A 22,620-nucleotide genomic window follows, 5' to 3' on the forward strand; every position below is an offset into this window, starting at 1 on the left:
TCCCAAGCGCCTAGAAACGCTGGTGATTTTATTCTTCGATTGAGAATTGACTTCCCAACAAATGGAATATTGCTATTGAGCAGATACAGCGCGACTGGATTTCACCTTGCTCGCTGCAAGTTCCCTCGAACCGACAATTGTGGTCAGCACGCTCTCGAAAATATCGGCGCAGGCATCCCAGCTGAAACCCTGGAGCCTGACATCGGGATCGACGCGGCCCATATCCAGCGCGGCGAGCGCCGCTTCCCGCAAGTCGTTTGAGAGGACGCCCGCACCCGAGGCGCCGATTACATCCTTTGGGCCGGGCACGGGATAGCCAGCGACGGGCAGACCGCAGGCTATGGCTTCCAGGAGCACCAGTCCGAATGTGTCGGTGCGGCTTGGGAAAACGAAGACATCAGACCCCGCATAGAATTGGGCAAGCTCATCGCCCTCTTTCTTGCCGGCAAACACGGCCTTCGGGTATTTCCGCTTCAATTCCTCCAGATCCGGACCGTCGCCGACGATTAGCTTGGTTCCAGGCAGATCAAGCGACAGGAACGCTTCGAGGTTTTTTTCCGGTGCAACACGGCCGACGCACAGGAAAATCGGACGGGCCAGCTTGAGATCAACTTCCGGTCGGGGGCGGAAGAGTTCCCGGTCCACGCCGCGCGTCCACACCTTAAGCGTATCGAAGCCCCGGGCCACCAGTTCGTCATGGATGGATTGCGTGGGGACAAGACAGCTTTCAGCCGCATTATGAAAACGCCGGAGGAAACCATAGGTCCAGGAAAGCGGGATCGGCAGCCTCTCGCGCAGATATTCGGGAAATCGCGTGTGGAAGCTGGTGGTAAAGCGCCAATTGTTCTTCAGGCAAGCTCGCCGCGCCATGATGCCGAGTGGGCCTTCCGTGGCAATATGGACGAAAGCCGGCTGAAGCGCCTCGATACGCGCCTTGACCGCGAGCGGATGGGTCAACGCCAGGCGGATTTCCGGATAAGTTGGACAGGGGGCCGAACGATAATCTGCCGGCGAAATGATCGTCACCTCAAAGCCGCGCGCTTCCATCTGCTCGCGCAATTTGGTCAGCGTCCGCACCACACCGTTCACCTGCGGGTGCCAGGCGTCAGAAACAATGACGAGCCGTTTTGGCTGGGCGCTACCCTCAGGCCGCATTCGCCGCCTTTGGACGCTTGTCGTCCAGTCGAACGACGGGTGCGAAACCGGCCAGCTCGCCGATCAGATGCGTCCACGACAGCAGCTCCATGCGGCCATCATGATGTTCGACAATTGCGGTGCAACTTTCCACCCAGTCGCCGGTATTGATGTACTCTATACCGTCTATGTGCTCGATCGTTGCGTGGTGGATATGACCGCAAATTACGCCGTCAGCGCCGATACGCCGGGCTTCCTCGGAAACCACTGTCTGAAATGAACCGATAAAGTTCACAGCTTTCTTGACCCGGAACTTTGCCCAGGCCGAAAACGACCAGTAGCGCAGGCCGAGCATGCGCCGTACCTTGTTCATGATCGTGTTGATGGCCAGCGCGGCGTCGTAGGCCCAGTCGCCGAGATAGGCGATATGCCGGGCATTGCGCACCACGACGTCGAACTGGTCGCCATGGATGACCAGGAACTTCCGGCCGTCGGCTGTCTCATGCATCGTGCGATCCATCACCTCGATGCCGCCGAAATGCGTCCCCTGAAAATCGCGCAGGAACTCGTCGTGATTGCCCGCGATATAGAGGATGCGGGCGCCCTTGCGGCTCTTGCGCAAAAGCTTCTGGACGATATCGTTGTGTTCCTGTGGCCAATGCCAGCTGCGGCGCAGGCGCCAGCCATCGACAATGTCGCCGACAAGATAAATCGTATCCGCATCGTGGTATTTCAGGAAATCGAGAAGGAAATTTGCCTTCGCGCCTTTCGAGCCGAGATGTACATCGGACAAAAACAGCGTACGGAACTTACGGGCCTCGTGCTCGACCATGGTGCTGATCTCCGTTCAGCGCTGACGCCGGGGCGTCCAGTTGCGCTGACACAAACCCGATTCATGTCACAATCATATGACGGCACGGAAAAGTCGGTGTTTTCAGAAGATAAACACTTGTAACAAAATAGACTTCATTTATGCCTCGCGCTGTTATTTATGCGTGCTACACAAATTGAAACGCGAATTTATGACGCTGAGCCAATTTTCCCGGAGGACTTCATCCATGGCCAAGGACAACCTACCCAGCAGTTCCGACCTTGAAGAAAGCGCCCTGTTCTATCATCGCTTTCCTCAACCGGGTAAGCTGGAAATCCAGGCTACGAAGACGCTGGGGAATCAACGCGACCTGGCACTTGCCTATTCGCCTGGCGTTGCCGCGCCATGTCTTGCCATTCACGAGAATCCGGCAACGGCAGCAGATTATACGAGCCGTGCCAACCTCGTCGCCGTCATCTCCAACGGCACTGCGGTTCTTGGCCTCGGCAATATCGGACCGCTTGCATCCAAGCCCGTTATGGAAGGCAAAGCCGTCCTGTTCAAGAAATTCGCCAATATCGATGTCTTCGACATCGAAATCGACGCCCAGGAGATCAACAAGATCGTCGATGTGGTAGCGGCACTCGAGCCGACCTTCGGCGGTATCAACCTCGAAGACATCAAGGCTCCTGAATGTTTCGAGGTCGAGGAACAGCTCCGCGCCAAGATGAACATTCCTGTCTTCCATGACGATCAGCACGGCACGGCGATCATCGTGGCAGCGGCTATCCTCAACGGTATGGAGCTTGCTGGCAAAGACCTTTCCAAGGTGAAGATCGTCGCTTCCGGCGCCGGCGCAGCGGCCCTTGCCTGCCTTAACCTGCTGGTAAAACTCGGTGCTGACCGGAAGAACATCTGGGTCTGTGACATCGATGGCGTCGTCTATGAAGGCCGCAATACGTTGATGGATCGCTGGAAATCAGTCTACGTGCAGAAGACCGATGCACGCGTGCTCGCCGACGTCATCGGCGGCGCTGACGTTTTCCTTGGCCTGTCCGCCGCTGGCGTGTTGAAGCCTGAGCTTCTGAAGCAGATGGCCCCCAACCCGCTGATCATGGCACTTGCCAACCCGAACCCGGAAATCATGCCGGAAGAAGCACGCGCCGCGCGCGCCGATGCCATGATCTGCACGGGCCGGTCGGATTTCCCCAACCAGGTCAATAACGTTCTTTGCTTCCCCTACATCTTCCGTGGCGCACTTGATTGCGGGGCGAGCGCGATCAACGAGGAAATGAAAATGGCCGCGGTGAAGGCCATTGCGGCGCTCGCCCGCGAAGAGCCATCGGATGTGGCGGCGCGCGCCTATTCCGGTGAAACGCCAACTTTCGGTCCGAACTACCTCATTCCTTCGCCTTTCGATCCGCGCCTCATCCTGCGCATCGCCCCGGCAGTGGCCAAAGCGGCCATGGAGACCGGGGTTGCCGAGCGTCCCATCGAGGATTTCGACGCCTATCTTGACCGGTTGAACCGTTTCGTCTTCCGCTCCGGCCTGATCATGAAGCCGATCTTCACGGCAGCAAAGACTGCCGAGAAGAAGCGCGTGATCTATTCTGACGGCGAAGATGAGCGCGTCCTGCGTGCTGCGCAGGTGGTGCTGGAGGAAGGGATCGCCGTCCCTACGCTGATCGGGCGTCCGCAGGTCATCGAGTCTCGTCTGCAGCGCTACGGCCTGAAGATCAAGATCGGCACCGATTTCGACGTCATCAACCCCGAAGACGATCCGAGGTACCGCGACTATGTCGATCTCCTCGTCAATTTGACCGGGCGGCGCGGCACGACGCCGGAAGTGGCGCGAAGCGTCGTTCGCGGCAGCAGCACTGCCATTGCTGCCCTTGCCATCGTTCGCGGTGAAGCTGATGCGATGATTTGCGGGCTCGAGGGCCGTTTCGAACGGCACCTGCGCAACGTCGACCAGATCATCGGCAAATCCGAAGGCATCCGCAATTTTTTCTGCCCTGAGCCTGCTCATCTCGCAGCGCGGCGTGCTCTTCCTGACTGACACCTATGTCAGCATTGATCCGACCGCCGAGGAAATCGCCGAAAAGACTGTTCTTGCGGCCAATGAAATCCGCCGCTTCGGGATCGAGCCAAAGGCAGCATTGCTGTCTCACTCCAATTTCGGCTCGCGCGATTCCGATAGCGCCGCAAAAATGCGCACTGCCTCGGAAATCCTGCGGGCGAAGGCCCCGGATTTGGAACAGGACGGTGAAATGCACGGCGACTCCGCACTTTCGCAGGTCCTGCGTGAGCGCGTTCTTCCGCATTCGCGCCTGCGCGACGAAGCCAATTTGCTGGTCTTCCCCAACCTCGATGCGGCAAACATCACGCTCAACGTCGTCAAGACGGTCACCGACGCACTGCACGTCGGACCGATCCTGCTTGGCGCGGCTAAGCCGGCGCACATCCTGACGCCGTCCGTGACATCACGCGGGATCGTCAACATGACGGCTCTGGCTGTTGTGGAGGCATCACAACGTACGGAATAAGCCTGCGAATGTCTCATTACTGCCGCATCATTGTGGATGGGTCATGCGCATTCGTTTCCCCTCGAATGCGCATGATAACCCCGGGCTTCTGGATGTATCGGATACTTCACCTCCTTGTATTTGCCGTTGCCGCCATTGTGGCAACGACGCAGCTTGCTTCTGCAAATTCAGATATTTGCATGCGGATGCAGCAACGGCTTGATCAGCTTAACAGCAGCTCTGATCCGGACGATTATGAACTCACGCTCCGGCGCGATCGGGTTGAAGCGGCGCTTGATGCAAATGACTGCCCCACAATCGATGAGCCGATCCATGCGGAGCCCCGGCGCGATGTCCCGCTTTACGATGAGCCGCAACGCGACCAGCCATTGCAGGAGTTGCCAGGCGATGTGGCTCAGCCGCGTCCCTATGATATCCTCGGGAACGAGCCGGAACCGATCGAGCCGGACATGAGCACAGCACCGGTTTACGGCGGCCGCTATCAGACGCTGTGCGTGCGCACATGCGACGGTTACTATTTCCCGATTTCCTACGAAACGGGTGCCGAGAATTTCTCGCGTGATCAAACGCAATGTCAGGCCCAATGCCCGGGCGCAAAGCTTTTTTATCAGCCGACCGACAACCAGAATCCTGAAACAATGATTTCGCTGAGAGGGGATGTTTACAAAAACATGCCGAACGCTTTCAAGTTCAGGAATGTTGGCGCCACTGCAACGCCGCAATGTTTTTGCCAGAAGCCTGCCGGAAACTTCAAGACGCTGGGAAATCCGCGGGAAGTACCCGTGGAACCAGTCAAACCCGTACCAGCTCCCGATGCAAACAAATCGCTCGAAGCCAGGTCAGAACCGGCGAAACCCACGGAAAGCAAACCTGCGGAGCCCGCACCTGCTGCGGGGACAGCGAACCCCTCTTCAATTATTCAATTGGGCGAGCCAGCGAAGGGAAATATCGAGAAGCCGAAACCCTTGACCGAAGACAAGCCCATCGACCCCAACCGCAAGGTCAGGGTCGTCGGGCCAGCGTTCCTTCCCGACCAAGCAGGGGCAACAAGTCTGCAAGCTCCGGACCAGAAGTCAGGCCGGTAAGCGCGACACGCAGCGGCATGAATAGCGGCTTGCCCTTTCGCCCGCTCTGCGCTTTTACGGCATCGGTCCACTGTTTCCATGTGTCACGATTCCATGGCTCGGGCGGTAGCAGATCGAACGCGGCCCCGACGAACTCGCGATCCTCTTCGGCAAGCTGCTCATCCGATGCAGGGCCGTCCTTGATGATCTCCCACCAGCTGGCGGCATCCGACACGCGCGAAAGATTGCCGCGCACAGCCAGCCAGAAATCTTCTGCGCGATCGCCTTTGATCCCCAGCGCCTCAAGACGCTCTTTCGCGTCGGCGAAGGGCATGGCGTGAATCAGCGACCGATTGAGTGCATCGAGGTCTGCAGGGTCGAACTTCGACGCGGATTTCGATGTGGCCGCGGGATCAAAAATCGCTGCAAGCGCATCCATGCTGGATACAGCAGTGACATTTTCCGATGTACCGATCAACACCGCCAAGCTGGCAACAGCCATCGGCTCATAACCGTCACTGCGCAAGCTGCCGATCGAGAGCGCCCCGGTACGTTTGGAAATTCCCTCGCCGGAGGCGGTCGTCAGGAGGTTGATATGCCCGAGTTCGGGGACCTTCGCCCCCAGAGCCTCGATGATCGAGATCTGAACGCCGCTATTGGTGATATGGTCATTGCCACGGATGATATGGGAGATTTCCATATCTATGTCGTCGACGACCGATGTAAACGTATAGAGATAGGTGCCGTCCTCACGCACCAGAACCGGGTCCGACAGCGACGAAAGATCGACCGTTTCCCTGGCACGCACGAGATCGTCCCAGTGAACTTCGGTCCTCGCAATCGAAAATGGATCGTCCTTGAAGTTTGGCAGGAGAAAACGCCAATGCGGACGCCGGCCCTCCGCTTCAAGCCTTGCCCTGTCGGCATCTGTCAGTTTAAGCGCATCCCGGCCATAGATTGGCGGCAGGCGGCGGGCCAGACGCAGTTTGCGCTTGCGTTCCAGTTCCTCGGCCGTCTCATAACAGGGATAAAGCAGGCCCGATGCCTTGAGCCTCGCGGCTGCCGCGTCATAGTTCGCAATACGCTTAGACTGGTACTCGATATGCACCGGTTTGATACCCAGCCAGTCAAGATCCGCGATCGTCGCCTCGGCATATTCCGTCTTGGAACGAATAGTATCCGTATCGTCAAAGCGCAGGATGAATTGGCCATTGTTCTTCAGCGCGAACAGCCAGTTGAACAAGGCAATCCGCGTGTTGCCAATGTGGATGTAACCGGTCGGAGATGGTGCAAAACGGACGGTGATGGTCATGCTGGGGGCATATCGGATGCCGCTACAATTGGCAATATGGGCCGCGCTTGCACGCGGCCCATATTCTTAGTCGTCGTTGAGGACAAGCCCCTTGGTCAGCTCGAGCGCCTGCCGCTCAAACAGGCCGCGGTAGATACCGCCATTGAGCCTGATCAGCGCTTCATGGTTGCCTTCCTCGGCGATCCGGCCGTGGTCGAAGACCAGAAGCCGGTCGAGCGAACGCACGGTCGACAGGCGGTGAGCAATCACCAGCGTCGTCCGTCCCAGCATCAGCCGTTCCATGGCCTGCTGGATCAGCACCTCCGATTCAGAATCGAGGCTGGAGGTTGCCTCGTCCAAAATGAGAACGGGTGCATCTGCCAGGAACGCCCGCGCGATGGCCACGCGTTGCCGCTCACCGCCGGAAAGCTTGACACCCCGCTCCCCCACCAGCGTGCTGTACCCCTTCGGCAAAGCCGAAATGAAGTCATGCGCGCTGGCCTGCCTTGCAGCCTCCTCGATCTCCTCCTGCGTGGCACCGGGCCGCGCATAGGCGATATTTTCCGCCAAAGACCGGTGAAACAGGATTGGCTCCTGCTGCACGATGGCGATCTGCTGACGCAGCGAGGCCTGGCGCACGCCGGCAATATCCTGACCGTCGATCAGGATCTGACCGGCCTTCACATCATGCAGTCGCTGGATCAGCTTGACGAAAGTTGTCTTCCCCGATCCGGAGTGACCGACCAGCCCCACCCGCTCGCCTGCCCGGATCGTCACCGAGAACCGGTCGTAGAGCGGCAGACGATGCGCACCGTAGAGGAAGGTCACATTGTCGAACTCGATCTTGCCATTGGTGATCCGGATCGGCTTGGCGCCAGGCCTGTCTTCAATGCCAAGCGGCTGACTCTGGATATCAACCAATTCCTCCATGTCATTGACCGAACGCTGCAAATTGCGGATATGCATCCCGACTTCCCGCAGGTAGCCCTGCAGGATGAAGAAGGATGTCAGCACAAAGGTGATGTCACCCGCACTCGCCTGCCCATTCGACCACAGTATCAGCGCAAAGCCGATGACCGCAGCCCGAAGGATAAGCAGCATCGAGCCTTGCGTCGTGCCGTTGCGTGTGCCGCGGATCCAGGTGCGGGCTGTACGGTCCTGCCATTTGGTCAGAACCTTGGCCAGGCGAGCATCTTCACGGCTCTCCGCACCAAACCCCTTCACCACCATATTGCAGCTGACCGCATCGGCGAGCGATCCGCCGAGCTTTGTGTCCCAGCGATTGGCAAGGCTTGCCATCGGTGCGACATAACCAAGCGACATCATCATCGTGACCGAGACAAAGACCAGCGATCCGATGCCGATGATCACACCCATCATTGGCCAGTACCACGCCATAAGTGCTGTTGAACCAGCGAGCATGACAATCGACGGGAACAGGGCGAGCAACAGCGTATCGTTCAGGAGATCGAGCGCCCACATCCCGCGCGTTACCTTGCGCACGGTCGAGCCGGCAAAGCTGTTTGCATGCCAGTCGGTCGAAAACCGCTGGATACGGTAGAATGCACCCAACGCAATATCCGACATCATCTTCAATGTCAGAGTCGTGACCGCAATAAAAGTGATGTGCCGCAGGACGATCGCACCCAGCGACAAGGCAAGCAACGCCGAGAACGCCGCGATTGCGGCATTCCAGACCACTGCTTCGGTGGCGTGACCATTGACGACCGCATCAACGAGCCGCCCTGAATAGAGCGGTGTCAAAACGTCGGCCAGTGTCGAAAGCAACACCGCACCAAGAATGACAGCCAGACGCACCGGCTGCCTTTGCCAGTGTTTCCAGGTGAATCCAAGAACGCTGCGGAATGCACCACCGCGCAGGTCGAGATCGAAAAAAAGACATGATAATGTCCAGCGCCAAGCGCACCGGCCTCAATAGAAAATTCAGACAAGAATGCCGTGAAAAGGGAACGAGAATCAGTACGGCATGATTGATTTGGCGACTCGCCTGGATACAGGAAAGGCCAATGTCGGCGATGAGTTACCTTGACTTCGTGAAGTCAATCGAGAGGCCGTAAGGCTTCCCGTCATCACGTGTCAGGAACGAACGCCGCCCCGCGGGGACATGGAAAAAGCTGTCATTCGTGAACCTCCCGGTCTTCATTGCCGGAAGATCGCTTATAGGTGAATCGTTCCCGGGCGCCAAGCGCCTGTTTTTTAGGCAGGCGCTTTTCGGATATTGGTGCGGCCAGATTGCAACAGTTGGCCGGTCTAGCTTCGATCCCGAAACCGGTTGGTGATCGGATAACGCCGGTCGCGGCCAAAATTCTTCTTTGTCACCTTTACACCCGGCGCAGACTGGCGGCGCTTGTATTCGGCAATGTAGAGCAGGTGCTCGATGCGTTCGACCGTCGCGCGGTCATGACCGCGCCCGACGATTTCATCGACGCCCATCTCGTGCTCGACGAGGCATTCCAGAATATCGTCGAGAACCGGGTAAGGCGGCAGCGAATCCTGGTCGGTCTGGTTTTCACGCAGCTCGGCCGAGGGCGCCTTCTTGATGATGTTCACCGGGATAACCTCGCCCGAAGGGCCGAGACCACCGGCGGGGACATTGTTGTTGCGCCATTCCGCCATGGCATAGACCTGCATTTTGTAAAGGTCCTTGATCGGATTATATCCGCCATTCATGTCGCCATAGAGTGTGGCATAGCCGACCGACATTTCGGACTTGTTGCCCGTGGTCACCACCATGGAGCCGAACTTGTTGGAAATCGCCATCAGGATGGTGCCACGCGCGCGGCTCTGCAGATTTTCTTCGGTAATGCCTTCCTTGGTGCCCTCGAAAGTCGGGCCAAGCGCCTTGAGGAAGCCCTGTACCGGTTCGAAGATCGGCACGATGTCGTAGCGGCAACCAAGCATGCGGGCGCAATCCTCGGCGTCCTTCAGCGAGATCTTTCGACGTATAGGTATAAGGCATCATGACGGCGCGCAGGCGCTCTTCGCCCAATGCATCCACCGCAAGCGCAGCGCAGATCGCGGAGTCGATACCACCGGAAAGTCCGAGCACGACATCCTTGAAGCCATTCTTGTTGACGTAATCGCGCAGGCCCAGCATGCAGGCACGGTAATTCGCCTCTTCGCCCTCCGGAATCCTCGACATCGGCCCTTCATGGCATGCCCAGCCATTGGCTCCGCGCCGCCATGTCGTGACGATCAGCTGTTCCTCGAACTGCGACATCTGGAACGCAAGGTTCTTGTCTGCATTGAACGCAAAGGAGGCACCGTCGAAAATCAGATCGTCCTGTCCGCCGAGCTGGTTTGCAAAGACCAGTGGCAGTCCCGTCTCGATCACCTGACGCAGCGCCACCTGATAGCGCACATCGACCTTGCCGCGATAATAGGGCGAGCCATTGGGTACGCAGAGAATTTCCGCGCCACTCTCCGCCAGCGTTTCGCAAACGTCATGATCGCCCCAGATATCCTCGCAAATTGGAATACCAATGCGCACCCCGCGGAAATTGACGGGACCGGGCATGGGGCCAGCCTGGAAGACACGCTTTTCATCGAACTCGCCATAGTTCGGCAGATCGACCTTGAAACGCTCGGCAATCACTTTACCGCCGTCGAGCACCATGACCGAATTGTGCAAGCCGGTCTCACGCTTCAGCGGCGTTCCTATGATGACCCCCGGACCGCCATCGGCGGTATCCAGGGCGAAATCCTGCACCGCCTTTTCACAGGATCTCGATGAAAGCGCGCTTGAGCACCAGATCTTCCGGTGGGTAACCCGAAATGAAAAGCTCGGTGTAAAGGACGAGATCGGCGCCCTGACGTGCGGCGTCCGCTCGTGCTTCGCGGGCTTTTGCCAGATTGCCCTTGATGTCACCCAGCACCGGATTGAGTTGGGCGATGGCGATACGGAGAATGTCGGGATTTTTGCTCATGTTGAGTATTTAGCATTTCGTTGTTCGATAAACAATGTGGGCGGTAACATGCATCAGGAAAAAAACACCGTCCAGAGCGTATAGAACCAGACCGTTGCAACCAGGATGATCGAAATCAGCACGGCAAGTGACCCGCAATCCTTGGCGATCTGGATCTCGCGATGAAAATCCAATGAAACCGCATCGCACGCTGCCTCGATGCCGGTGTTGAGCACTTCGATCATGATCAGAAACAAAACGGATCCGGTCAGAAGCAGGAAAGAAAGACCGGAGGGTGCAATAAGGGCAGCGATGGGGATGGAAAGGAAAAACAGAATGAGTTCTTGCTGGACCGCCTGCTCATGCTTCGCCAGATGCTTCAGCGCACGCATGGAATTGATGAATGCCAATACTAGCCGATGCATGCCCCGCCCCCGTATTTTCCGCTGAGGGCAGCTTTACGGGGAGATTGGCGCGCGTCAATCCTTTGAACGGTCAGCCCCCGCAACCACGACACCACCGCCACTTTTTTCATATTGCGGCAGGTCGTCGCCAATCTCGTAATAGTCGCCTTTGTCGGCGACGAATATATGGCTTTCGGCGCGTAGTCCGGAAGGATAATCGAATGCCCCTGCCATGACGGAAATATAGTCAAGCTCGTTGTGTTTCCAGAAAAGGACGGAGCCGCAGTTTTTGCAGAAGCCGCGCTTGGCAAAGTGGCTCGCCTCATACCAGCCGATATTCTCTTCGCCAGAAACGCTTATCGAATCGTCCTGAACATTGGTCGCCGCCAGAAAATGGCCGGTTTGCTTGCGGCATTGCGAGCAGTGGCAATAAACGACGCCACGCAGATTTCCCCGCGTTTCGAAATGTACTTTCCCGCAAAGACAAGAGCCCCGACGCAACTCGACCACAACCACAACCTCCCGATTATCGACGACGAACTTAGGCGACGCCGCAAGCGACGCCTTTCGCATTTACGCCTTTGCCGGACGTGTCAACGACAGGCGCAACAGCGCCGCGCCGACAACAGCGGACAACAACGATCCGAGCAGCACGCCCAGCTTCGTTTCATCCTGCAGCAGCGGCGAATTGGCAAAGGCGAGCAATCCGATGAACAGGCTCATGGTAAAGCCAATACCGCAAAGAATCGCGACGCTGTAAATTTGCAGCCAGGTTGCCCCCGCCGGACGCTCGGCAAGGCGCAGTTTGATGGCCACCCAGGCGAACGAGAAAACACCGATTTGCTTGCCGAAGAAGAGGCCAGCGGCAACGCCGATCGGCACCGGGTCGGCAAGGTTGGAAAGCGATACGCCGCTGAAGGAGACACCGGCATTGGCGAAACCGAAGATGGGCACAATGAGAAATCCAACCCAGGGCTGAATCGCGTGTTCGAGCTCCAGCAGCGGCGAGATCCGCCTGTCCCTTTTCGCCTCGCATGGGAATGGCCAGGGCAAGCAGCACACCGGCGATCGTCGCGTGGATGCCGGACTTGAAGACCAATATCCACAAGATCACGCCGAGAACGAGATATGCCCACAGCCGCACCATGCCGAGGTAGTTCATCGCGATGAGAATGCCAAAGACAGCGGCCACGCCTGCCAGCGCAGGCACGTTCAAGCCGTCTGAATAGAACAGGGCGATGATGATGACAGCGCCAAGATCATCTATGATGGCCAGGGCTGTTAGGAACACCTTTAGCGATAGCGGAACCCGCGAACCGAGCAGCGACAGCACCCCGAGCGAAAAGGCAATGTCGGTGGCGGACGGGATTGCCCAGCCACGGATGGTATCCCCTTCGTTGAAGGCAAGGAAGATCAGCGCCGGGACGATCATGCCGCCGAGCGCGGCAAAGCCAGGCAATGCTCGGCGCGACCAGTTCGACAACTGTCCGCTGATCATCTCACGCTTGATTTCAAGGCCGACAAGAAGGAAGAACACGGCCATCAGCGCATCATTGATCCAGTGCAGGATGCTCAACCCGCCGACATAGGTCTTCAGGAACCCGAAGTAGTCTTCGCTCAGCGGTGAATTGGCAATGATCAGCGCCAAAGCGGCAACTGCCATCAAAATGATGCCCCCGGAGGCCTCATTCTCCATGAACGAACGGAAAGACGCAGTCAGGCGGATTCGGCGCGAGGGTTTTGTGTCCATGCAGCCTTGATAGAATCCTGAAACGCAAAACTCCAGCCAAAACACCGGGCTAATTGGAATTGTACAGGTCACCCACAACAAAGGGCGGTCCGAGACCGCCCTTTGCAATATGCACGCGTGGGCCAGCAGGTCAGGCGTTGACGGCCAGCTTCTGTGGATGGCTGTCACGCTCCTTCTTGAGAAGTTCGGCAACGAGGAATGCCAGCTCCAGAGCCTGATCGGCATTGAGGCGCGGATCGCAATGGGTGTGGTAGCGATCGGACAGATCTTCTGCCGAAATCGCCCGCGCACCGCCGGTGCATTCCGTCACGTTATTGCCGGTCATTTCGATGTGGATGCCTCCCGGATAGGTTCCTTCGGCATGATGAACGGCGAAGAAGCTTTCGACTTCCTTCAGGATGCGGTCGAACGGCCGTGTTTTATAGCCATTGGCCGTGATCGTGTTGCCATGCATGGGATCACAGGACCAGACCACGTTGCGGCCTTCCTTCTGCACCGCGCGGATCAGCTTCGGCAGATGATCGCCGACCTTGTCGTGGCCGAAGCGATTGATCAGCGTCAGGCGGCCCGGTTCGTTCGCCGGATTGAGGAGATCGATCAAGCGGATCAGGTCATCGGCCTCCAGGGTCGGACCGCACTTGAGACCAAGCGGGTTCTTGATACCGCGGCAGTATTCGACGTGAGCATGATCCGCCTGACGCGTACGGTCGCCGATCCAGATCATATGGCCTGATGTGCCGTACCAGTCGCCCGAAGTAGAATCGACGCGGGTCAAGGCTTCTTCATAACCGAGAAGCAATGCTTCATGGCTGGTATAGAAATCCGTCTCGCGCAACTGGGCATTGCTCTCGGACGTAATACCCACGGCACGCATGAAGTCCATCGTGTCGGAGATGCGGCGTGCCAGCGAACCATAACGCTCACCTTGGGGGCTATCGGCAACGAAACCCAGCATCCACTGGTTTACGTTCTCCAGATTGGCATAGCCACCCTGTGCGAAAGCGCGCAAAAGGTTGAGCGTAGCGGCTGACTGGCGATACGCCATTTCCTGACGGGCCGGATCGGGAGTTCGCGCCTGTTCCGTGAACTCGGTACCATTGATGATATCACCGCGGTAGATCGGAAGTTCGATGCCGTTCTTCGTTTCGGTATCCGAGGAACGCGGCTTGGCGAACTGGCCGGCGATGCGGCCGACCTTGACGATAGGCTTGGACGCCCCGAACGTCAGGACGACGGCCATCTGCAGGAATACGCGGAAAAAGTCGCGGATATTGTCCGCACCATGTTCGGCAAAGCTTTCGGCGCAATCGCCGCCCTGCAACAGAAAGCTTTCACCCTTGGCAACAGCTGCAAGCTGCTTCTTTAGCTTGCGCGCCTCACCTGCAAATACGAGCGGCGGATAAGTACGAAGACGGGCCTCGACATCGCTCACGGCCTGAGCGTCCGGATAGTATGGCACCTGCTTGATAGGCATGCCTCTCCAGGAAGTCGGTGTCCAGTTCTTGGTCATTATTGCACCTGTTATTTGCTTTCCATATTGGTAGCGATTGTTTGGGGTTTCTCCGGTCATGCCGGAAGGCGCTCATATAGTCCAATTACATCGTTTGCACCAGTCCCGTTAAGGATTGTGACGGCAAAGCATTTTCGCCGTTGCCCGCTACATCAATTTGAATTACGTTAACGTTAAGGTAAGATCTGGGAGGATCGATTGCGCGACATCATATTTGAAGCAGCGGATGGTTTTCCGCTGCATGGAAGTCTGTTTGAAGGGACCGGCGACGGCCCAGCCATCCTTATTTCATCTGCTGCGGCGGTTCCGGACACGATTTACCGGCACTTTGCCGGCCGTCTGGTAGAATTGGGCGCATCGTATGTGCTGACATATGACTATCGCGGTGTAGCAAAATCGGCCGTGCCCCGAAATTGGAAGGCGCGGCTCAACCTGAAGGACTGGGGTGTACTCGACTTCCCCGCTGCCCTGGACGAATTGAAGCGCATTGCAGGACCCCGCCCGCTTGTTGGCATTGGCCACTCCTATGGTGGCGTTGCCCTTGGCCTCAGCAATCGTGCTTCGGAGTTCGAGCGTTACACGATGCTTGCCTCGCTCTCCGGCTACTACCGCAACACGGCTCAACCCTGCGCGATGTACGCCAAGATGAATCTTCTCGGCGTGCCTCTCACCATCCCCTTCGGCAAACTGCCAAGGTGGGGAGGATTGGGCGAGGCCGTTCCGGGAACCATCTTTCGCGATTGGGCGCGGTGGTGCCGCAATCCGAATTTCCTCTTCGCCGATCCGGCAGTTCCCGAAGCAAGACATTTCCAATCGGTTGCGATCCCGCTCCTTTCGGTCGGAATAACCGACGATGTCTGGGGCACGCGAAGAGCGGTGAACGATCTGCTCTCGCGCTTCGGCAATGCGCCGGTTCACGAAATGTGGTTTTCGCCGAGCCAATCCGCCGACACCCAGATCGGGCATTTGGGCTTTTTCCGGAAGCATCAGGCCGGAAAATTATGGCCTGCAGTCACCAACTGGCTGCTGCACGCCAAAATTCCCGAAAATGCGGCGCCGCGCCGGATAGCACAGGCCGCCTAGGCAACGTATCAGTCCATGCGCTGGCAATCCACGATGCGGTAGCTCGGCTTATACATCGTCACCAGTTCTTCCGATGCTGTCGGGTGCACGGCCATGGTCCGGTCGAAATCATCCTTGGTGCAACCCGCCTTGATTGGAATGGCCAGAAGCTGCGCCATCTCGCCGGCGTCGGGTCCCAATATATGCGCGCCGACGACCTTTCGACTGGCAGCATCGACAATGAGCTTGGTCAGCATCTTGTCCTTGGCCCCGGAAAGCGTATTGCGCATTGGACGGAACAAGGCGCGATAGACTTCAAGCTCCTTGAACTGCTTGCCCGCTTCCTCTTCGCTGAGGCCCACCGTACCGATTTCCGGTTGCGAGAAAACAGCGGTGGCGATCTGCCGGTGGTCGGGCCTGGTGGGATTATTCTTGAACGCCGTCTCAAGAAAACACATCGCCTCATGGATGGCGACTGGCGTCAGCTGGACGCGGTTCGTCACATCCCCGACTGCCCAGATATTTCCCTTGGTGGTACGCGAATATGCATCAACCTTGATCGCGCCGATCTCGTCGACCTCGACGCCCGCCGCTTCGAGTCCGAGCGTTTTTGTATTGGGCACGCGTCCGATCGCAAGCATTACCTGGTCTGCCACAAGCTCATCGCCTGCTGACAGACGAACGGTAAGACGCCCGTTGTCCGGCCGTTTCACCTCTTTGATAACTTCAACACAGCGGACGCGAATGCCTTTGGCAACCATGGACGCATGCAGCAATTGCCGCAAATCATGATCAAACCGTGAAAGAATTTCTTTACCACGGTAGACGAGCGTGGTTTCAACCCCGAGACCATGGAATATGTTCGCGAACTCCACCGCGATGTAGCCCCCGCCTTCGATCACGATGGCTTTCGGCAGCTCCTCGAGGTGAAAAGCCTCGTTCGAGCTGATGCATAGCTCATGCCCGGGCAAAGCCACATGCGGATTGGGGTGGCCGCCGGTAGCGACAAGAATTTGATCGGCGCTGAACCGTTTGCCGGTCTTGAGGATTTCAATCGTATGGTCGTCGATCAACACGGCTCTGCTGTCGAAAATCTCGACATTTGAGTTATCGAGCCCGCTTCGGTAGAGCCCTTCCAGCCGCGCAATTTCGCGGTCCTTGTTGGCGACCAGTGTGGGCCAATCGAATGTGGTCGTACCAACGCTCCAGCCGTATCCGGCGGCAGCTTCGAAATGTTCCGGAAATTGGGAAGCGTAAACGAAGAGCTTCTTTGGAACGCAGCCGCGAATGACACAGGTCCCCCCATCCGGTATTCTTCGGCGAGCCCGACTTTTTTTCCCATGGCGCCGGCAAGCCGACCCGCTCGTACGCCACCCGATCCGCCTCCGATGACGAATAGGTCGTAGTCATAGCTTGTCATGGTAACACTCCGAATCTGGTCGACAGGTCATTGCATATGGGTTGTATCGTGGCGGCTTAAAAGAACAAAGCCCGGCTTGAGACCGGGCTTTGCAGATTTTGTATCCATGCAGCAATCAGGGTTTCGGCTTGGCTGGTGCCTCGGGCGTGGCCGGCGCCGTCGCCGCGGCGGTGGCTGCGATCTTCTCGGCAACGGCCTGCGCCAGATCCCGGGCGATACCGCGCCCCCAGATCGTTGCAGCCTTGTTTACTTCACGCGTCACGATCGGGCCTTCCGACAGCAGCTTTTTTCCTGCGGGAGATGTGTAGAAGCCCGTGATGGCGTTAAGCTCTTCTTCGGTGAACGAAACGGCGTAGGCGCGGGCAGCTTCGTTTTCAAGATCGGCACGACGCGATGCAAGCGCTAGTGCCTGCTCGTCAACGGCAGTGCTGATAACGGATTCGAGATTCGGATCTTTCTGAATCAATTCACTCTTCAGCCCGCGCGCAGCGTCCGGCAGGATGGTGTCGAACATGTCAGTGGTCTTGATTGCGGAAACGGCAGCGCGGGCCGCCGCCAGATGCGAGGGGGTAATTTCCTGCGCTTGTGCAGTGCAAAGACCGCCAAGCATGATCGCAACAGACAGGGGTGCAATCAAGCGGCGAAAGCCAGATGCTCGGTTCATGAATTTATCGCTCCGTTTTCGTTGCCGCGCATGACCCAAAAATCGTCTTTGATTTTGCAAAGGATCATGCGCCATTTTAATTTGTTGCTACGTCCTTATGCGCCCGAACCGGGCGCGCGGCGCAGTAATGTCCGGATACCGTCGCTACCGGCCAGAATGGCCACACGCGCCAGATCCAAAAAAGTCCGTGCTCCACGACACCAGGAATGGCGTGCAGAGCGGCCGATAACGCTCTTGTATCCGGAATGCGGCCAAAAGATGCATCCAGGATCAAATGCCCGCCGTCTGTAACAAATGGTTCTGCTCCCGTCATCCTCAATGTAAGTGTACCTGAAAGATCAAGTCTGGAAGCCGCAAGTTCGATCGCCAATGTGGTGGCTGCAAGACCAAATCGGTTAACCTCGATGGGGAGCGGAAAGGCGCCAAGCGTTTCCACAAGCTTTGATTCGTCCGCAATTACAATCATCTCTGTCGACGCGGCCGCAACGATCTTTTCACGCAGCAAAGCCCCGCCGCCGCCTTTGATAAGCGCGAGTTCCGGGCCAACTTCATCCGCACCATCGATCGTCAGATCAAGTGCCGGCGTATCCTCGAGAGTGGTGAGCTTGACGCCAAGTTCACGGCAAAGCGCGGCAGTGCGCTCGGAGGTTGGCACGCCAATAACATTCAATCCGGATGCGACTTTTGCCGCAAGGAGCCGCACAAACTCTTCGGCTGTCGAACCCGTTCCAATTCCAAGGCGCATTCCATCCCTGACATAGGTCAGCGCTTCACCAGCTGCTTTGATTTTCAATGTCCTGGCATCCATTCGTGGTGCGCCCTCTTGTAGCTTTGACTCGACATCGGTTTGACGTGACACTGGGCTCCTAACACGTCAGGCTATCGGGTCAAGGCTCGTTGCTTGTTTTACAGCCAGCCTTATACTTGAGTGTAAGGGTGCCCACCACAAAATTGGCGAATTAATTTCGCCACGTCACAGGAAAACAAATGTCGCAACCAATCGTTGTTTTTGATCTCGATGGAACTTTGGTGGATACCGCACCCGATCTTCTCGATAGTCTCAATCACTGCCTCAGCGAGGCCGGGATGCAAAAGGTCGATCCGGTCACGCTGCGCCGCTATGTCGGGCAAGGCGGACGCGTGATGATCGAACGTGCCTTTGAGGCACAGCAGAAGCTTCTCAGTCCGGAACAGCTCGATTGGCTGGTCGACGTCTTCATTGCACATTACAGCGCCCATATGCCCGGCCATTCGGCGCTCTACGAAGGCGCCGAGAAGGCGATGGAAGACCTCTCAGGCGCCGGCTATCTGTTGGCGGTATGTACCAACAAGTTTGAAGCACTTTCTGTCAACCTGTTGAGCGGGCTTGGCCAGTCATCGCGATTCAGCGCAATCTGCGGCTCGGATACGTTCGCATTTCGCAAACCCGACCCCCGTCATTTGATTGAAACGATCAGGAAAGCCGGCGGTGATCCGGAACGCGCGGTCATGATTGGCGACAGCCGCACCGATATCGATACAGCGAAAGCCGCGGGAATTCCTGTCGTCGCCGTCGATTTCGGCTATTCGGACCATCCAGTTGCGACTTACGATCCAAGCCGGATCATCTCACACTATCGTGAATTGAAAGTCGAACTTGCGGACGATCTGATCGGTGCCGTTAATGCTTGATGGAATCAAGTAACTCAAAGGTGATCTGGAACAAAAGCGAGAATCGCACGTTACTCTGTCGATTGATGCTACGCCAATTTGGCTTACCATCAGACTTTTCTTTGCTCTTACATAAATGCGAGGCATAAAGCCTCGGATTTCAGGAGGAAATATGAGAAAGCTCACCTCGGTACTGGCCGCCCTCGCAATGTCGGTCAGTACAATGTCTGCCGGAACGGTGCCCGGTTATTCGGCACCGTTGGCACTGCTTTCCGTTGAAACGCCCAGCAATATTCAGTTGGTCAATGAGGACAATCGCGTCCTCAGGCGCATGCCCCGCTACAATCGTGAATGGCGCGGCGATCGCGGCTGGCGCGGCGATCGAGGCTGGCGCGGCGACGGGAACTGGCGCGGCGATGGGAACTGGCGCGGCGATCGCGGCTGGCGCGGTTATCGTGGCTGGCGCGGTGACGGCTACTATGGAAACAATTACTATAATGGATATCGCGGCTACCGTTATTACCGCCCCGGCTATCGCTACTATAATGACGCTTGGTTCCCGCTCGCAGCATTCGCGGGTGGATTGATCATCGGTAATGCGATCAGCCAGTCGGCTCCCGTATACCGCACCGGCAGTTCACATACGGAATGGTGCTACAATCGCTACCGGTCCTACCGGGCCTATGACAACACCTATCAACCCTATGGTGGCCCGCGCCGGCAGTGCTATTCACCCTACCGGTAAGTCTTCACCGATACCTGCCGAATCCAAGAAGCCTGGATCCTTATCCGGGCTTCTTATTGTTTAGCGCCTACGCCATAACCGGAATCGTATTGCGCTTGCCTCAATCCCGTCTTGGCTGCCTAATTTTTGTGCTGGAGCAAAGTGTGCACGCTTAAACGATGGAATGTGCTTGCTTTTTTTGCTGAACCCGCTTGAATGACACTTATATAAAGGGGGTATTAGTGAAGCCATTTGATGAGATGATCAAAACCGGCGGTGATGTGCGCCTGCCATACGAACAGCTGAAATGCTGGCTTGATACCCAGAACCCCGAGCGATTGGCGCAGAAGGCGCTGGATGCGGAAAATGTATTTCGCAAGACCGGGATTACCTTCGCAGTCTATGGCGACGAAGAAGCAGCCGAACGGCTCATTCCATTCGACATCATTCCCCGTATTATCACCGGCAATGAATGGCGCCGCCTGTCGCAAGGCATTGAGCAGCGTGTTATGGCCCTCAATGCGTTTCTCGATGATATCTACCACCGTCAGGAAATCATTCGTGCGGGGCGCATTCCGCGAGAATTATTCACCCACAACGATGCCTATCTACCTGAAATGGTTGGGTTCCGTCCGCCCGGCAACGTCTATACGCATATTATCGGCGTCGATATCGTAAGAACTGAAGAAAACCAGTTCTATGTGCTTGAAGACAATGCGCGCACACCGTCCGGTGTTTCGTACATGCTGGAGAACCGCGAAACGATGATGCAGTTGTTTCCGGAACTGTTTCAGCAGATCAAGGTCCGCCCCGTCGAGACATACCCGAAGCTGTTGCGCCAATCGCTTGCAGCAGTTGCACCGCCCGGATGCAAAGGGACACCGACAATCGCTGTTCTTACGCCGGGCATCTACAACTCGGCCTATTTCGAGCATGCATTCCTCGCGGATCAGATGGGTGTCGAGCTCGTCGAGGGCAGCGATCTGAAAGTGGAAAACGGCAAGGTGGTCATGCGGACCACCGAGGGCAATCGCGCGATCGACGTTCTCTATCGCCGGGTCGATGATTCTTTCCTCGATCCCCTCACCTTCCGCCGTGACTCGGCACTGGGCGTCGCCGGTATCATGGATGTCTACCGGTCGGGCAACATCACGATCGCCAACGCCCCTGGAACGGGAATTGCCGACGACAAGGCGCTCTATTCCTACATGCCCGAAATCGTCGAGTTCTATACTGGCCGCAAGGCGATTTTGGAGAATGTTCCAACCCATCGCTGCTCCGAGCCGGACACACTCAAATACGTGCTCGAAAACCTCGCCGATCTCGTCGTCAAGGAAGTCCACGGTTCAGGCGGTTATGGCATGCTGGTGGGTCCTGCCGCTTCGAAGAAGGAGTGCGAGGCTTTCGCACTCAAGCTGAAGGCCAACCCCAAGAACTATATCGCCCAGCCGACTCTTGCCCTTTCGACGACCCCGATCATGACTGAAAAGGGCCTGGCGCCACGGCACGTGGACCTGCGGCCCTTTGTTCTTGTTTCCGATCGCATTCGCATCACGCCTGGCGGGCTGACACGCGTTGCCTTGAAAGAAGGTTCGCTTGTCGTCAATTCCAGTCAGGGTGGAGGCACGAAGGACACGTGGGTGCTGGACGATTAGACTTGTTCTGAGGGGGATGAGGGCCGCCAAAGACGGTTCCAGAGACAAAGAGGGATAACACCGAAAAATGCTTCTTGGCCGAACCGCAAATGGTCTCTACTGGATGTTCCGCTATATTGAGCGGGCAGAGAATATGGCTCGCCTGATCGATGCCGGTTTGCGCATGGCTCTGACGAAGACGTCCGATGCACCGGAAGAATGGTCCTCGGTTCTGATGAGCGCCGGTGTAAAAATCGGGTACGACAACAAGTACAACGAATACAATGCCAGCCTGGTGTCTGATTTCCTGCTGCGCGATCCCGGAAACCCGTCGAGCGTCATGTCGTGCGTCGAGACAGCTCGCTCAAACGCGCGCATGGTGCGCACGGCACTGACGCGCGAGGCCTGGGAAAGTGTGAACGAGACGTGGATGATCCTCAAATCCACGCTGGCACAGGCTGTCCCCGAGACCGATCTTCCGCGTGTGCTCGACCAGATCAAGCGTGAAACCGCGATCATCCGCGGCGCTTTCCACGGAACGATGCTGCGCAATGAGATTTTCAATTTTGCACGCATCGGGACGTTTATCGAGCGGGCGGACAACACCGCTCGCATTCTCGATGTCAAATATTACGTCCTGCTGCCGTCGATCTCGTATGTTGGCACGACACTCGACAACTTTCAGTGGGAGTCAATCTTGCGCTCCGTTTCAGCGCACCGCTCCTATCGCTGGGTCTATGACGTGGAATACAATCCCGTGAATATTGCAGACTATCTGATCCTCAACTCCAGAATGCCGCGATCGCTCAATTTCTGCTATTCGAACATCGTGGATAATCTGAAATACCTTGCCAGCGATTATGGCAAGCGGCACGAATGCCATGACATGTCGGAAAGTATAATGATCCGCCTGGAAAACAATGATATCCGGACCATCTTTGACAACGGTCTTCATGAATTTCTGAGCGATCTCATCTATCAAACGAACAGCTTGAGCAGCAAAATTGCTGCGGCCTACAACTTCGATTGA

Annotated in this window: 14 protein-coding genes and 5 pseudogenes; 7 read left to right on the forward strand and 12 right to left on the reverse strand. The window is 57.0% G+C overall.

What is annotated here, in order from left to right:
- Window positions 1-72: 72 nt before the first annotated feature.
- Both N8E89_RS00155 and N8E89_RS00160 read right to left on the reverse strand, forming a co-directional pair.
- Window positions 73-1,155 (reverse strand): glycosyltransferase family 4 protein, encoded by a 1,083-nt coding sequence (locus tag N8E89_RS00155; RefSeq protein WP_262260732.1) that lies wholly within the window; start codon window positions 1,153-1,155, stop codon window positions 73-75.
- Window positions 1,145-1,966 (reverse strand): UDP-2,3-diacylglucosamine diphosphatase, encoded by an 822-nt coding sequence (locus N8E89_RS00160; protein WP_112759758.1) that lies wholly within the window; start codon window positions 1,964-1,966, stop codon window positions 1,145-1,147. Before N8E89_RS00160 ends, N8E89_RS00155 begins: the two co-directional genes overlap by 11 nt.
- Before the next feature lie 226 nt (window positions 1,967-2,192).
- Here N8E89_RS00160 and N8E89_RS00165 point away from each other — a divergent pair.
- Window positions 2,193-4,491, forward strand: a pseudogene (locus N8E89_RS00165) (NADP-dependent malic enzyme).
- A 179-nt stretch (window positions 4,492-4,670) separates the two neighbouring features.
- Window positions 4,671-5,576, forward strand: a complete 906-nt coding sequence (locus tag N8E89_RS00170) for a DUF2865 domain-containing protein (RefSeq protein ID WP_262260735.1) — start codon at window positions 4,671-4,673, stop codon at window positions 5,574-5,576.
- On the opposite strand, the gene gltX is transcribed toward N8E89_RS00170, so the two are convergent.
- The 7 genes and pseudogenes from gltX to N8E89_RS00205 form a co-directional block, all read right to left on the reverse strand.
- A complete protein-coding gene (gene gltX, locus N8E89_RS00175) occupies window positions 5,494-6,867 on the reverse strand; it encodes a glutamate--tRNA ligase (protein WP_262260736.1) in 1,374 nt (457 codons plus the stop codon). The genes N8E89_RS00170 and gltX overlap by 83 nt on opposite strands.
- Window positions 6,868-6,933: 66 nt before the next feature.
- The gene (locus N8E89_RS00180) at window positions 6,934-8,727 is read right to left on the reverse strand and encodes an ABC transporter ATP-binding protein (RefSeq protein ID WP_262261969.1); all 1,794 of its coding nucleotides are present in this window, start codon (window positions 8,725-8,727) and stop codon (window positions 6,934-6,936) included.
- Between the two features lie 390 nt (window positions 8,728-9,117).
- Window positions 9,118-10,793 (reverse strand): annotated as a pseudogene (locus N8E89_RS00185) (NAD+ synthase).
- 53 nt (window positions 10,794-10,846) lie between these two features.
- Window positions 10,847-11,197: a diacylglycerol kinase gene (locus N8E89_RS00190; protein WP_106662935.1), complete on the reverse strand. Its 351-nt coding sequence runs from the start codon at window positions 11,195-11,197 to the stop codon at window positions 10,847-10,849.
- A 54-nt stretch (window positions 11,198-11,251) separates the two neighbouring features.
- Window positions 11,252-11,686, reverse strand: a complete 435-nt coding sequence (locus N8E89_RS00195) for a GFA family protein (protein WP_262261970.1) — start codon at window positions 11,684-11,686, stop codon at window positions 11,252-11,254.
- A 63-nt stretch (window positions 11,687-11,749) separates the two neighbouring features.
- A pseudogene (nhaA, locus tag N8E89_RS00200) lies at window positions 11,750-12,926 on the reverse strand (Na+/H+ antiporter NhaA).
- 130 nt (window positions 12,927-13,056) lie between these two features.
- The gene (locus tag N8E89_RS00205) at window positions 13,057-14,436 is read right to left on the reverse strand and encodes a class II 3-deoxy-7-phosphoheptulonate synthase (RefSeq protein ID WP_113171382.1); all 1,380 of its coding nucleotides are present in this window, start codon (window positions 14,434-14,436) and stop codon (window positions 13,057-13,059) included.
- Between the two features lie 198 nt (window positions 14,437-14,634).
- Between N8E89_RS00205 and N8E89_RS00210 the strand changes: the two genes are divergently transcribed.
- A complete protein-coding gene (locus N8E89_RS00210; RefSeq protein WP_262260740.1) occupies window positions 14,635-15,519 on the forward strand; it encodes an alpha/beta hydrolase family protein in 885 nt (294 codons plus the stop codon).
- A gap of 8 nt (window positions 15,520-15,527) precedes the next feature.
- Here N8E89_RS00210 and gor read toward each other — a convergent pair.
- The 3 genes and pseudogenes from gor to rpiA form a co-directional block, all read right to left on the reverse strand.
- A pseudogene (gene gor, locus N8E89_RS00215) lies at window positions 15,528-16,918 on the reverse strand (glutathione-disulfide reductase).
- Between the two features lie 115 nt (window positions 16,919-17,033).
- The gene (locus N8E89_RS00220; RefSeq protein ID WP_106662929.1) at window positions 17,034-17,582 is read right to left on the reverse strand and encodes a DUF2059 domain-containing protein; all 549 of its coding nucleotides are present in this window, start codon (window positions 17,580-17,582) and stop codon (window positions 17,034-17,036) included.
- A 95-nt stretch (window positions 17,583-17,677) separates the two neighbouring features.
- Window positions 17,678-18,390, reverse strand: a pseudogene (rpiA, locus tag N8E89_RS00225) (ribose-5-phosphate isomerase RpiA).
- A 179-nt stretch (window positions 18,391-18,569) separates the two neighbouring features.
- On the opposite strand from rpiA, the gene N8E89_RS00230 reads away from it, so the two are divergent.
- From N8E89_RS00230 to N8E89_RS00245, 4 genes are all read left to right on the forward strand, one after another.
- Entirely contained in the window at window positions 18,570-19,253 is a 684-nt protein-coding gene (locus tag N8E89_RS00230; RefSeq protein WP_106662927.1) for an HAD family hydrolase, read from the forward strand.
- A gap of 151 nt (window positions 19,254-19,404) precedes the next feature.
- On the forward strand, window positions 19,405-19,977 hold the full coding sequence (locus N8E89_RS00235; RefSeq protein WP_262260741.1) for a BA14K family protein: 573 nt from the start codon (window positions 19,405-19,407) through the stop codon (window positions 19,975-19,977).
- A gap of 221 nt (window positions 19,978-20,198) precedes the next feature.
- Entirely contained in the window at window positions 20,199-21,611 is a 1,413-nt protein-coding gene (locus N8E89_RS00240; protein ID WP_106662925.1) for a circularly permuted type 2 ATP-grasp protein, read from the forward strand.
- 67 nt (window positions 21,612-21,678) lie between these two features.
- A complete protein-coding gene (locus N8E89_RS00245; RefSeq protein WP_106662924.1) occupies window positions 21,679-22,620 on the forward strand; it encodes an alpha-E domain-containing protein in 942 nt (313 codons plus the stop codon).

Origin of the sequence: Phyllobacterium sp. A18/5-2 (genome assembly GCF_025452215.1) — a bacterium.
Lineage (GTDB): Bacteria > Pseudomonadota > Alphaproteobacteria > Rhizobiales > Rhizobiaceae > Phyllobacterium > Phyllobacterium sophorae.

Coding starts and splice junctions, on each gene's coding strand:
- N8E89_RS00155 (WP_262260732.1), bottom strand. CDS start 1,155: ATGCGGCCTGAGGGTAGCGCCCAGCCAAAACGGCTCGTCATTGTTTCT.
- N8E89_RS00160 (WP_112759758.1), bottom strand. CDS start 1,966: ATGGTCGAGCACGAGGCCCGTAAGTTCCGTACGCTGTTTTTGTCCGAT.
- N8E89_RS00170 (WP_262260735.1), top strand. CDS start 4,671: ATGCGGATGCAGCAACGGCTTGATCAGCTTAACAGCAGCTCTGATCCG.
- gltX (WP_262260736.1), bottom strand. CDS start 6,867: ATGACCATCACCGTCCGTTTTGCACCATCTCCGACCGGTTACATCCAC.
- N8E89_RS00190 (WP_106662935.1), bottom strand. CDS start 11,197: ATGCATCGGCTAGTATTGGCATTCATCAATTCCATGCGTGCGCTGAAG.
- N8E89_RS00205 (WP_113171382.1), bottom strand. CDS start 14,436: ATGACCAAGAACTGGACACCGACTTCCTGGAGAGGCATGCCTATCAAG.
- N8E89_RS00220 (WP_106662929.1), bottom strand. CDS start 17,582: ATGAACCGAGCATCTGGCTTTCGCCGCTTGATTGCACCCCTGTCTGTT.
- N8E89_RS00230 (WP_106662927.1), top strand. CDS start 18,570: ATGTCGCAACCAATCGTTGTTTTTGATCTCGATGGAACTTTGGTGGAT.
- N8E89_RS00235 (WP_262260741.1), top strand. CDS start 19,405: ATGAGAAAGCTCACCTCGGTACTGGCCGCCCTCGCAATGTCGGTCAGT.
- N8E89_RS00245 (WP_106662924.1), top strand. CDS start 21,679: ATGCTTCTTGGCCGAACCGCAAATGGTCTCTACTGGATGTTCCGCTAT.